Annotated in this window: 10 protein-coding genes; 9 read left to right on the forward strand and 1 reads right to left on the reverse strand. The window is 40.0% G+C overall.

Annotated elements, in window-relative coordinates; all coding sequences use genetic code 11:
• Window positions 1–19: 19 nt before the first annotated feature.
• The 4 genes from QMA08_RS09035 (at window position 20) to QMA08_RS09050 (ending at window position 7,405) form a co-directional block, all read left to right on the forward strand.
• Window positions 20–700: a CDP-alcohol phosphatidyltransferase family protein gene (locus QMA08_RS09035; protein ID WP_197120571.1), complete on the forward strand. Its 681-nt coding sequence runs from the start codon at window positions 20–22 to the stop codon at window positions 698–700.
• Window positions 693–1,484 carry a sterol desaturase family protein gene (locus QMA08_RS09040; RefSeq protein ID WP_290174250.1) on the forward strand — a complete coding sequence of 264 codons (792 nt, stop codon included), beginning with the start codon at window positions 693–695 and terminating at the stop codon, window positions 1,482–1,484. Before QMA08_RS09035 ends, QMA08_RS09040 begins: the two co-directional genes overlap by 8 nt.
• A gap of 261 nt (window positions 1,485–1,745) precedes the next feature.
• The gene (locus QMA08_RS09045; RefSeq protein WP_002960103.1) at window positions 1,746–4,406 is read left to right on the forward strand and encodes a glycoside hydrolase family 16 protein; all 2,661 of its coding nucleotides are present in this window, start codon (window positions 1,746–1,748) and stop codon (window positions 4,404–4,406) included.
• 65 nt (window positions 4,407–4,471) lie between these two features.
• Window positions 4,472–7,405 carry a TonB-dependent receptor gene (locus QMA08_RS09050; protein ID WP_290174251.1) on the forward strand — a complete coding sequence of 978 codons (2,934 nt, stop codon included), beginning with the start codon at window positions 4,472–4,474 and terminating at the stop codon, window positions 7,403–7,405.
• Between the two features lie 246 nt (window positions 7,406–7,651).
• On the opposite strand, the gene QMA08_RS09055 is transcribed toward QMA08_RS09050, so the two are convergent.
• Window positions 7,652–8,410 (reverse strand): SDR family oxidoreductase, encoded by a 759-nt coding sequence (locus tag QMA08_RS09055; RefSeq protein ID WP_278382207.1) that lies wholly within the window; start codon window positions 8,408–8,410, stop codon window positions 7,652–7,654.
• Window positions 8,411–8,540: 130 nt separating this feature from the next.
• Here QMA08_RS09055 and QMA08_RS09060 point away from each other — a divergent pair, with 130 nt between their 5' ends.
• The 5 genes from QMA08_RS09060 (at window position 8,541) to QMA08_RS09080 (ending at window position 12,320) form a co-directional block, all read left to right on the forward strand.
• Window positions 8,541–9,443: a LysR family transcriptional regulator gene (locus QMA08_RS09060; RefSeq protein WP_290174252.1), complete on the forward strand. Its 903-nt coding sequence runs from the start codon at window positions 8,541–8,543 to the stop codon at window positions 9,441–9,443.
• 187 nt (window positions 9,444–9,630) lie between these two features.
• A complete protein-coding gene (locus tag QMA08_RS09065) occupies window positions 9,631–9,819 on the forward strand; it encodes a hypothetical protein (protein WP_278382205.1) in 189 nt (62 codons plus the stop codon).
• A gap of 59 nt (window positions 9,820–9,878) precedes the next feature.
• A complete protein-coding gene (locus tag QMA08_RS09070) occupies window positions 9,879–10,343 on the forward strand; it encodes a hypothetical protein (RefSeq protein ID WP_290174253.1) in 465 nt (154 codons plus the stop codon).
• 135 nt (window positions 10,344–10,478) lie between these two features.
• Window positions 10,479–11,042, forward strand: coding sequence for a hypothetical protein (locus tag QMA08_RS09075; RefSeq protein WP_278382202.1), 564 nt, complete (start codon window positions 10,479–10,481; stop codon window positions 11,040–11,042).
• Between the two features lie 48 nt (window positions 11,043–11,090).
• Window positions 11,091–12,320 (forward strand): HlyD family efflux transporter periplasmic adaptor subunit, encoded by a 1,230-nt coding sequence (locus tag QMA08_RS09080; RefSeq protein ID WP_290174254.1) that lies wholly within the window; start codon window positions 11,091–11,093, stop codon window positions 12,318–12,320.
• Window positions 12,321–12,357 lie beyond the last annotated feature (37 nt).

Below are 12,357 nucleotides of genomic sequence, written 5' to 3' on the forward strand. Positions count from 1 at the left end.
AACGCATAAGGCAATAAACATGCTAGACAAATTTATCACCCCTGTCATTAAGCCACTTTTAACACCTGTGGTTATGCTTATGCATAAACGCGGCATAACCGCCGATCAGCTAACCGTGGTAGGCTTTTTAGTTGGCTTATTAGCCGTGCCATTACTGGCGTTTGAAATGTGGTACGGCGCATTAGTGGCCATTGCTTTAAATCGAATTTTAGATGGACTTGATGGCGCATTAGCACGCTATGCAAACCAAAGTTCAAGCGCGGGCGGCTTTTTAGATATCACACTCGATTTTTTATTTTACGCGGCTATTCCGCTTGGCTTTATTTTGGCAAACCCTGAGCAAAACGCGATAGCGGGATCGTTATTACTTGCCACTTTTATTGGTACGGGCTCAAGCTTTTTAGCTTTTGCGATTGCCGCAGAAAAATTTAAACTCGAAAAACCGCAATTTAAATACAAAAGTTTTTACTACTTAAACGGCTTAACCGAAGGCACTGAAACAATAGCGCTATTTATTGCATTTTGTATTTGGCCGCAGCACTTTGCGGTTATGGCGAGTATTTTTGCTATTGCGTGTGGCATAACTATTTTTACCCGTATACATGGCGGTTATCACACGCTTAAGCAACAAGAAGCCGATGCTAACAAAGCAGCTGAAAACGTGCCTAGCAGTGCAAATTCTGAGGTAATAGATGACTAATGAAGTATGGTGGCGTTTAGGTTTCTTTTTTAGCATTTTAGTTATAATGATGCTGCTTGAATGGCAAAAGCCTGCTCGCCAAGCACCTATTAAAAGCAGTACACGTTGGTTTGCTAATTTTGGATTAGTGTTTGCTTCATCAGTTATTGCGCGCTTAGTGGTCCCTATTGGGTTAACTGCTGTTGCACTTTACAATCAAGAGCACGGTATTGGCTTATTTAATCAAATAGCCCTACCAAGCAGTTTAATTATTATATTGAGCATACTTTTACTCGATATATTAATTTATTGGCAGCATAGATTATTTCATCAAGTGCCTATTTTATGGCGCTTGCACCGCGTTCACCACGCCGATGCACATGTTGATACAAGTACGGGCTTGCGCTTTCACCCTATCGAAATTGTACTGAGCATACTTATAAAACTCATTGCAGTAACAGCTCTTGGCGTACCTGCCATTGCGGTACTTATTTTTGAAATAGCACTTAATGGTTTAGCACTATTTAATCATGCAAATATACGCCTACCTAATGCTATTGAAAAACCATTGCGTTTAATATTAATGACGCAAATATTGCATCGAATTCACCATAGCCAAGTGGTTAGTGAAACCAACTCAAACTATGGTTTTAGTGTAATTTGGTGGGATAAATTATTTGGTAGCTACAAAGATAAAGCAAAAAAAGCCGACGCAGATATAAATATTGGCTTAAAAGAATACCCAAGCCAAAAGCAAAATGCCTCGCTTTGGGGTTTATTGATCATGCCATTTAAAAATAAGTAAACCGCGTACATTCTCGGATTAGTCCTATATTTAATAGGCTCTTATTAAAGAGCCTATTATGAATTAAGTAACACTAAAACGCCTCTTACCGTAAACTAATTGTAAATAAAATAAACAAATATGTTGACCATTTGCGTACTCCACAATATCATTTGTAAGCGCTTACAAAACACAATCTAAAATGTAAGCGCTTACAGCATGAAACACAAAGCTCAAAAAACAATTAATCTGACAATAATCTGTTGAAACCGGGGTTCAGTTATGAACATTGAAACAACGCACATTACACGTTTACTTGCCGCTATCTCTTTAGTTACGTTAGCTGGCTGTGGTGGTGACTCTGCCACTAAATCAAATTTTGAAAATGTAGATGCCTCTGAGCCAGTATCAGATTGGCAAATGGTTTGGAGCGACGAGTTTGAAGGCTCAGCCATTGATACAAACAAATGGAACTATGAATTAAACTGCGATGGCGGTGGTAACAACGAGAAACAGTGTTACACCGACAGCGAGCAAAATGCATTTATTGCAGACGGTGTGTTAAACATTGTTGCCCTACCCGCTGAAGAAGGTGCAGAAAAACCTTACACTTCAGCGCGCTTAAATACGCGTTACAACGCCGACTTTACATATGGTCGCTTTGAAGTGCGCGCCAAACTTCCATCAGGACAAGGTAGTTGGCCAGCATTTTGGATGCTGCCAACTGATGAAGTTTACGGCACTTGGCCTCGTTCTGGCGAAATAGATGTTTTAGAATCAGTAAACCTTAAAACACCAGATGAAGATGGCGGTATAGAGTCTAGTATCCACGGCACACTTCATTACGGACGTGCGTGGCCAGATAACAGCTACACAGGGCAAGAATACAAATTCCCTGAAGATACTAACCCGGCAGATGATTTCCACACGTATGCTGTTGAATGGCAAGAAGGTGAAATTCGCTGGTACGTAGACGGTTACCTTTATGCAACTCAGCGTCAATCAGAAGTTCGTACTAATGCAAGTGGTGAGGCTGTAGGCCTAAAACATCGTGGTTGGTTTGCAGAATACTTTGAACAAGGTTCTGGCGAACTTACAACGCATTGGGATAGCGCACCATTTGATAAAGACTTTCACTTATTGCTAAACCTAGCAGTAGGCGGTGACTGGCCTGAAAACGTAAATGATTTAGGTGTAGACGCTAGCGCATTTGAAAACGGCCAAACCTTTGCTATTGATTACGTACGTGTTTATCAATGTGCATCAAACCCTGAAACAGGTAAAGGCTGTGAAACTATTCGCCCAGGTTACAATAGCTTAGACGATGCTTTGCTTGAAGGCGATGCACCAATCCCTAGCCCACCTTCGACAGGCATTGCAACACCACTAACTATTTTTGGTGAATCATTTAATCCAAATTGGCCTGCATGGGATTGTTGTGGTGGTTCTACTCCCGCTATTGTTGCAGATGAAACCCAAGGTGATGTAGTTGAATTTGTAGTAGGTGCAGAACCCACTGTAATGGGCTTTATTAGCCGTGAAATTTTTATTACTGACGAAGCAGGAAAAGCCAGCCCGTTTGATGCATCTCCAATGTTGGATGAAGGTTACGTTCGCTTTAAAATGAAAGTAACAAATGCACCAGGCACAGCTGATGCAGCTTGGCTTGTAAAACTTGAAAGTAATGAAGGTTCTAGCGCAGTAGAAATGCCGATTACAGACAGTGTTGAAGGCGTAAGCCCTGTTGTTGGCCAATGGCAAACTTATACATTTTTACTAAAAGATTTAGATGCTGCAGATTTAGATATCAGTGCAATTGATGTGATCATGGTGTTTCCAACATGGGGCGCAGGTGAAGGCGCTGTTTATTTAATTGACGATGTTGAGATTACTCAAGATAACTTAGGCGTATCACCTGAACTTACTATTTTTACTGATGAGCAAAATCTAGCATGGCCAATGTGGGATTGTTGTGGTGGCTCAACCCCTGTTGAAGCTATGGATGATGAAGAACATGGTCTAACCGCAGAGTTTAGCATTGGTGCAGAGCCTACTGTGATGGGCTTTAATAGCCGCACATCGTCAGGTGGCGCAGGCGAATCGTTTGACGCTAGCAGCATTTTAGATGAAGGCGTTATTCAATTTGATTTAAAAGTAACCTCTACTCCTAGCGATCCAGCTACACCGTGGTTGTTTAAAGTTGAGTCAAATGGCGGAGACTCTGCAGTAGAGCTTGAATTAACGGCAAGTGTTGAAGGCGTAGCGCCAGTTACAGGCGAGTGGCAAACATATACATTTAAATTGTCTGATCTTGCAGCTGCTGGCTTAGATGTAAGTACTATAGATGTATTAATGATTTTCCCAGCGTGGGGTGCAGGTGAAGGCTCTGTTTACCGTGTAGATAACGTTAAAATTTATAATCCAAATGCAGCGCCAGCTGCAACGGGTGAGCTTACTTTATTTAAAGATGCAGCGGCCGAGCAGTGGAGTATTTGGGATTGTTGTGGTGGCTCTACACCAACAACAGAAACCGATGATGACGCGCATGGCGCAGTAGCGCAATTTAGCATTGGTTCTACTGCTACAGTAATGGGCTTTATTGCTGATGAAGACGTATCGTTCGATGCCTCTGCAATACTTGAAAATGGTGTAGTTCAATTTGATATGAAAGTTGTATCAGCGCCTTCAGATATTGACGCACAATGGCTATTTAAAATTGAATCAATTGGTACATCGAGTGCCGTAGAGCTTGCTTTATCTAGCAGTGTTGAAGGCCAAGTACCTGTAACGGGCGAATGGCAAACATACACCTTCCCTCTTCAGCAATTATTTGATGCAGGCTTAGACATTAGCGCATTAAACGTAATTATGGTTTTTCCTAGCTGGGACATGGGCGATGGCGCGCTTTACCGTATAGACAACGTGATTATTGCAAATCCATAAAACACACACCAATAGGCGCTTAGCGCCTATTGCTACACAACAACATTTTATAAAGCAGAGCTATTATGAACACATTCAATTTTAAAAAGAGCCAACTTGCGGCTTCTGTGTCTCTCATCATTGCTGCGAGCACATTAAACACAGCTATTGCGGCAGAAGCACAAACAAGCGTTTCATCTGATGTAGAAGTTATTGAAGTAAAAGGTATTCGTGGTTCACTTATTCGTTCTATGGATATGAAACGCGACTCTTCAGGTATTGTAGATGCCATTTCATCTGAAGAAATGGGTAAATTCCCAGATACCAACTTAGCAGAATCATTACAACGTATTACCGGCGTATCGGTGAGCCGTGCAAACGGTGAAGGTAGCCAAATTACAGTACGTGGTTTTGGTCCTGAGTTTAACTTGATTACCTTAAATGGCCGCCAAATGCCGGGCACAGGTTATACTCGTTCGTATAATCTTGAAAACATCGCCTCTGAAGGCGTAAGTGCCCTTGAAGTATTTAAAACAGCACGTGCAGACGTGCCAAGCGGTGGCTTAGGTGCAACAGTTAATATTTCTACTGCGCGCCCTTTTCAAAAGCCGGGTCAAAACTTTTCAGCTACCGTTAAAGCAAATCACGACTCGTCAAACGAAGCTGGCGATGACGTAACACCAGAGTTTTCTACTGTTTACAGCAATACTTTTGTAGATGACACTTTTGGTTTTGGTTTTTCATTTTCGCACCAAGAGCGTGACTTTCAAAAACAAAGTGCCAATATTCAAGGCTGGCAGGCAAACGTAGACTTACCTGAATTAGATAGCAGCAACGTCGTTGATAACCGCACAGACCCTGCAGGTAACTACTACTTCCCTAAAGACATGAATTACTCTATTGAAGATGTAGAACGTGAACGTACAAACGGACAAGTTACTTTTCAATACGCACCGGTAGATGGCTTTGTAGCAACACTTGATTACACTGCAAGTAAAGCTGTAACTGGCTCTCAAAGCATTGGTTGGGGTATTTGGAACGACTTTGGTAGCAATATTAATGGCTACGAGCTAGATGAAAATGGTACAGCTGTTTATGCTGATATTAGCGGTAACGATGCGTCATTCACAGCTAATAAAGGAACTTCAGAAGTAAAAGCACGCTCACTTGGTTTAAACCTAGATTGGGAAATTAGTGACACGTGGCACGTAGAGCTTGATTACCACGACTCTAAAAACGAAACTGATAACGGCGCCGACAATGGGCTGGGAAGTGCAGGCCAAGTAATTTTAGGTTCTGATCAGCTAGCTAATAAAATTTATGATTACCGCACGGGCGAAGTACCCAGTGCACAAGTTAATTGGTTAAATGGCACAAGTGAATTAACGCCTGGCGAAATTGATTCAAACTTTAGTCAGTTTACTCACTCACCGGGTGAGTCAAACATTGAACAATTACAGCTACATACAACATGGTATAACGAAAGTTATGACATTGGTTTAGTTAAAGTAAAATTTGGCGCATCACGTACAGAACAAAACACCGGTGGTTACACCGCGTGGAGTGGTTTAGTAGGTGGTCCAGGCTTTAACCCATCGTATACAGAAATATTCCCAGATAGCATGTTTACCCGTCACGATACATCGGGCCTTTTAGATCAATTTGAAGGCGGCGGTAGCAACTTACAACCTGGTTACTACTATACCTACGATTTTGACGAAGCTGTTGCACGCCAAATTGCTTACTTAACGGCAGATGTAACAGGTGGCGATGCATATGCTGCTAATGCATACGCAGACGGAATAGATAGCGAAAGCTACGTAGAAGAAATCACTGATAGCTTTTATGTACAATCAAGCTGGGAATTTGACGTAAGTAACTACTACGTAAAAGTAAATGCAGGCCTACGCTATGAGCAAACAGACGTAACCAGTACTGTACGTCAACGCGTTGAAGATCAAGTTAATTGGATCAGCGCTTCTGAGTGGATCATGCAATACGCTGCTGGCGGCGATGATAACTTCTTAGAGCAACAAGGTGATTACGATGTTTTACTGCCTTCAATCGACGTAAGTGTTGATTTAACTGAAGACGTAGTAGCCCGCGTATCTTGGGGTAAAACAATGTCACGTGCACCATTAGGTAATTTAGCCGGTGGCCGCAGCTTAACAGGCAGCCCAAAACCAGGTTCTCGCACAGGTAGCCAAGGTAATACAAACTTATTGCCGTTTGAATCAACAAACCTTGATTTATCACTTGAGTATTACTACGCAGAAGGCAGCTACGCATCTGTTGGTTACTTTAAAAAAGACGTTGATAACTTTATTCAAACCACCATTACGCAAACTACTATTGATGGCTTGCACGATATTTTAAACGGCCCTCGTTACTTACAAGCCGTAAGCGATATTGAATCACGTGGTGAGCAAGCAACAACCGACGCTATTTTTGCACAAATGATTGCCAGCGGTTACGGCAATGCAAATGGCGTTATTGAACCAAACAGCGACGATCCGCTAATTACATGGAATATTAGCCAACCACAAAACACCGACAGTAAATCGGTAGATGGTTTTGAAGTAGCTGTTCAGCACTTAATTGGTGAAACCGGTTTTGGTGTTGGTGTTAACGCAACGTTTGTAGATGGCGACGTTGAATTTGATAGCGAAAGCCTTGATCAACAAGCACCGCTTACAGGCTTAAGTGACTCAGCTAACTTCCAAGGTTTTTACGAAAAAGACGGCCTATCAGTTAAAATTACTTATGCATGGCGCGACTCATACCTAATTGGTGTAGGCCAAGCGCAAGGTTCAGCTGATGCGCCTCCGCAATATGCTAAAGCGTATGGCCAGTGGGACATGAGCGTTAACTACGATGTAAACGAAAACGTAACGGTATTTTTTGATGGCATAAACTTAAATAATGCAACCGAAGAAGGTTACGGACGTTACGAAGAGCAATTCTTATTTGCTAATCAATACGGTCCGCGTTACTCAATTGGTGCTCGTTACACGTTCTAAACTAAATTTCCTTTAGTAAAAAATGCAAAAAACCGCTCACTGAGCGGTTTTTTTATTGTCTCAAGTTATAATTTTTTAATAAATGGTACCAATCTGTTTATATATAGGGACTACTTAACGTTAAGAAAATTACGCTAGAACTAGACAAAAATTTTTGTACCTAGTTGTTCTAAATAAAAGTTTCAGCGACATTATAGTGCAATTTAATTCACTAAATTGCTCAAAGATTCATGCCGGTTGGTATGATTATATATACATACCGCCCGATACCTCAAGCCGTTGACCTGTCATCCAACGGTTTTCGTCCGCTAATAAGTTAGCAATCATAGGCCCTATATCGTCTGTTACACCAACTCTGCCCATTGCCGTTTGTGATGTAATAAACGCATTTACTTCATCGTTATCACGAACGACGCCATTACCAAAGTCGGTTTCAATTGCACCAGGGGCTACAACATTTACCGTAATATTTTTAGGTGCAAGTTCTTGAGCTAAATACCTTGTCATTACTTCTATTGCACCTTTGGTCATTGCATAAGTAATATGACCTGGTAATGAAAAACGCGTTAAACCACTTGATAAATTAATAATACGACCACCGTTTTTTATAAAGGGTAACAATGTTTGGGTAACAAAAAATACTCCCCTTAAGTTAATATTTATTAACGTATCAAAAGTTGATTCACTTGTGTCTGCAAAACTGCTAGTAAGCCCCACCCCTGCATTATTAATTAAGTAATCAAACTCACTTTGTTGCCAATGAGTCTGCAGGACATTTTGTAGTTGCTGTGCAAAACCCTCAAAGCCGAGCATATCACTTACATCTAATTGCAATGCAACCGCTTTAGAGCCTAGATCCTGTACTTGCTTTACAACCTCTTTTGCTTCTTTTTCATGACTACGGTAAGTAAAAATGCAATCGATACTTTGCTTTGCAAGGCAAAGCACCGTGCTTTTACCAAGCCCACGATTACCACCTGTGATCACTGCAATTCGTTTGTTCATTGTTATATCCTGTTGAAAATAAAAGCGGGGAGTTAAATAACCTCCAAGCCAGTATATTTTTTCAAGCAACAAAGATAAACAGGCTGAAAAGAGTTACACTGTTCAAAATAAACGAACAATAAACGGTATTATGAAAGACCTAAACGCAATACGTATTTTTATTAAAGTAGCGCAACTCAGTAGTTTTTCTAAAGCAGCAACAAGCTTAAATCTTCCTAAGTCAAGTGTATCGCAAGCAGTAACCATGCTCGAAAGTACATTAAATACGCGTTTATTACACCGTACTACACGCACTGTAAATATGACTTCAGACGGTGAGCTATTTTATCAACGTGCACTGGGAATTATTAGCGACGCTGACGATTTAAAAAATTTATTTGTAAGTGAAGATAAAGGTTTAACAGGCCGAATACGTGTAGATATGCCACAAGCTGTTAGTCGAGATACCATAATTCCAAACTTAAGTTCGTTTTTAAAAATGCACCCAAATCTTGAAATAGAACTTGGCAGCTCCGATAGACGAGTAGATGTCATTAAAGAAGGGTTTGATTGCGTAGTGAGAGTGGGCGAACTTACCGACTCATCGTTAATTGCACGACGTTTGGGTAGCTTTAAAGTTTTAAATTGCGTAAGCCGTTATTATGTAAAAAATCATGGTTTACCTAAAACTCTTAACGATTTAAAAAGTCATTACATTGTTCGCTACAGTCAAACACTTGGTATCCCTGATCCGGGTTTCGAATATTTAGATAGCAATAATCAATTGCAATCAATAACGATGAAAAGCCAGCTTACTGTTAACTCCTCAGAGGCATATTTAAGCGCCGCACTAAATGGCTTTGGACTTATTCAAACCCCTATTCATGGTATTAGTAAACATTTGGAATCTGCCGAACTTGTCCAAGTTTTGCCTCAATACGCGATGCCCGACCTACCAATCAATATTTTGTACCCGAATAGGCACCACTTACCTAAACGAGTAAGTGCATTTATGCTTTGGCTTGAAAAACAATTGAGTGTCTTTACAAAGTAATATTAATTGAGATCCCATTAATCGGATTTAAGTCGCAAAAATTTTAACCTCATCGAATAAAACGCGTTTATTTAAAACCAAAAATAATCCCCCACAACCTGAAAACATTATATTTACAAAATAAAAACAGTTCGATAATATAAAAAGTACCCAATTCAGGGTTTACATTTTATATGTAGATTTAATAATGACTAAAACCATCAAAAGAGTAATTATTGGTTTATTTGTAAGCAGTGTTAGTATTGGTGTATATGCTGCGTGCGGTGATAGCACTTGTAGCTGGGAAAATGGAGAATTCGCTTGTGAGGCGCAAGGGCCAGGAGGTAGCACCTTAACCTCTACAGAGGCCGACCCTTGTACTATTAACTGCCCTTAATATTAGGTAGTCACACAGTAACAGTATGCAGTCGTTACTGTTTTTAAATGGAAATTAAAATGATAAAACACCTTCTAAAACTTGCCTTTACTGCACTGCTTTTTTCCCATACAACCAGTGTTGCCGAGGTTAACGACGCTGAAGAAATGATCCGCTTTACAGATAAAGCCAATAAAATAGAGCAATGGCGACGTGGTACAACTAAGCGCTTTGATACCTTTGAACAGTTTTTTTTAAATGCCGGAGGCCGTGCTTACACAGGAGCTGGATACTTATTTGATATCAAAAACAATCATTGGCTCAGCTATGAAGAAGCCATTAAAGTTGCCCCTGATTTAAAATACCTAATAGTTAACCAAGAGTATACAATTAATATCACCACCGAAGAATTACTCGCTTTTACAAATATACAAGTACCTACAAACACCCTCTATTTATATTTTGATAGACCTGTTGACGCCAAAAAAAGACGTATATGTTTGCTGAACAATATTCTGTCGACCCTGCAGTTGAAAAACTATTAATAAAAAACTATGAGCGACGTAAACGCTTTGCACTGACCATGCAAAAACACGCGACTATTCCGTGGTATTTAATTGAGATCCCATTAATCGGGTTTAAGCCGCAATAGAGTTTTGATATTTTAAATGGAGATTAAAATGATAAAACACCTTCTAAAACTTGCCTTTACTGCATTGCTTTTTACCCATACAACCAGTGTTGCCGAGGTTAACGACGCTGAGAAAATGACCCACTTTACAGATAAAGCCAATAAAATAGAACAATGGCTACGTGGTACAACTAAGCGCTTTGATACCTTTGAACAGTTTTTTTTAAATGCAGGCGGTTACGCAAGCTATGAAACAGGCTATATTTTTGATATTGAAAGCGAGCATTGGCTCAGCTATGAAGAGGCAATTAAAATCGCCCCTGATTTAAAAAGTATCTTAAACAGTGAGCAACTCAACGTTAATATCACCCGTGAAGAGTTTCTCGCTTTTACAAATATACAAGTACCTACAAACACACATTATGTGTATTTATACTTTGATACACCCACTGCAAAAGATGGCAGTTACTTATATTCCGAAGGAGGGGCTTTTACAGACTCATTAATAAAAGCCATCAAACGACGAAAAAGTGCTGCACTTACTCTGAAAAAGCATGCAACTATCCCGTGGTATTTAATTGAGATCCCATTAATAGGGTTCAACCCGCAATAGTGTTTAATTTGTAGCGCCATGCGTGCTTAGTAGCTAAAAGGGCAATAAATGTTAACTATTCCAAAGCAAGATTCTAACTTAATAAAATCGCGAACTGTTTTACTGTTTGCTTTGGGTGTATTGGTATTAGTGGTAACAATTTGGCTTGTGCTAACGGTATTATTTAGTGATAAAGCTTACGAAATCAAATATTCAGCGGTAGAAAAAGGTGCAGTACAGCAGCAAGTTGCCGTGTTTGGTCGGTTAAAACCCCGCGTGTCAAGTAGTTTAGTGGCACAAATTGATGGCCATGTAAGCCAATTAAATGTGCTGCCGGGTAGTCATTTAGCCAGCAATACCGTTGTACTTACGTTATCTAACCCGCAGTTATTACGCCAATACGATATAGCAAAATTAAACTGGCAAAAAGCACAAGCAATGCATGTATCAGCACTAGCTAAATTACAGCGCGAAGCAACGCAACTGGCTAACGACGTTGCTATGGCGCAAAGCGAACTAAAATTTGCAGAGCAAGAAATTGCCACTTTAGATGTATTACATAAACAGCAGCTACTAAGTGAGCTTGATTTTTTAAAAGCTAAAACGCGGCTTGAACAAATTCGCTTAAAATTAGATTTAACAAAACGCAGTGAAAAAGCTTTTTTAACGGCGCGTGAGTATGAGGAAAAAGCATTAGACCTAACCCTTGAATCTGAAAAACAACAGCTCGCCCTCACATACAGCGATGTACAAAATCTTGAAATAAAAACCTCACAAGGTGGTATTTTAACAGAGTTGCTTGATGAAATTGATGTTGGGCAAGCCGTGAGTAAAGGAACGGTACTGGCTAAACTATCAGATAAAAATAGCCTTTATGCCGAATTACTCGCCCCCGCAAGCGCAGCTGATACTATAAAAATAGGCATGCCTGTGAAGGTTGAAATTAAAGGCACTTTATATAACGCAAAAGTTGTGCGGGTGTTTCCAAGTATTGAGGCGAATCAAATAAAACTAGAAGCTGCATTTATACAGCAAGTACCTACATCTGCAATCAGTAACTTATCTATTGCTGCCAACGTATTAGTAGCAGACAAAGCAAACGCATTACGTATCGCCAAACCCATTTATTTAAACCCTCGCCAACTAACACAAAATGTATATATATACGAAGAGGGAGAAATTTTTGCTAAAGAAGTAACAATAGGCTTACAGGGTGAGCAATATATTGAAATTTTAGCTGGGTTAAATGAAGGGGATTTAGTATTAAGCACACTTCCAAATGATTTAACTGAATTATAAAAGCGATGTAAAAATAAAAATAGGTATAACAATAAAA

It is taken from the genome of Pseudoalteromonas sp. APC 3355 (genome assembly GCF_030407615.1).
Taxonomy (GTDB): domain Bacteria; phylum Pseudomonadota; class Gammaproteobacteria; order Enterobacterales; family Alteromonadaceae; genus Pseudoalteromonas; species Pseudoalteromonas distincta.

Excerpts from the sequence above, each read along its gene's own strand:
- QMA08_RS09035 (WP_197120571.1), top strand. The coding sequence starts at position 20 with ATGCTAGACAAATTTATCACCCCTGTCATTAAGCCACTTTTAACACCT.
- QMA08_RS09040 (WP_290174250.1), top strand. The coding sequence starts at position 693 with ATGACTAATGAAGTATGGTGGCGTTTAGGTTTCTTTTTTAGCATTTTA.
- QMA08_RS09045 (WP_002960103.1), top strand. The coding sequence starts at position 1,746 with ATGAACATTGAAACAACGCACATTACACGTTTACTTGCCGCTATCTCT.
- QMA08_RS09050 (WP_290174251.1), top strand. The coding sequence starts at position 4,472 with ATGAACACATTCAATTTTAAAAAGAGCCAACTTGCGGCTTCTGTGTCT.
- QMA08_RS09055 (WP_278382207.1), bottom strand. The coding sequence starts at position 8,410 with ATGAACAAACGAATTGCAGTGATCACAGGTGGTAATCGTGGGCTTGGT.
- QMA08_RS09060 (WP_290174252.1), top strand. The coding sequence starts at position 8,541 with ATGAAAGACCTAAACGCAATACGTATTTTTATTAAAGTAGCGCAACTC.
- QMA08_RS09065 (WP_278382205.1), top strand. The coding sequence starts at position 9,631 with ATGACTAAAACCATCAAAAGAGTAATTATTGGTTTATTTGTAAGCAGT.
- QMA08_RS09070 (WP_290174253.1), top strand. The coding sequence starts at position 9,879 with ATGATAAAACACCTTCTAAAACTTGCCTTTACTGCACTGCTTTTTTCC.
- QMA08_RS09075 (WP_278382202.1), top strand. The coding sequence starts at position 10,479 with ATGATAAAACACCTTCTAAAACTTGCCTTTACTGCATTGCTTTTTACC.
- QMA08_RS09080 (WP_290174254.1), top strand. The coding sequence starts at position 11,091 with ATGTTAACTATTCCAAAGCAAGATTCTAACTTAATAAAATCGCGAACT.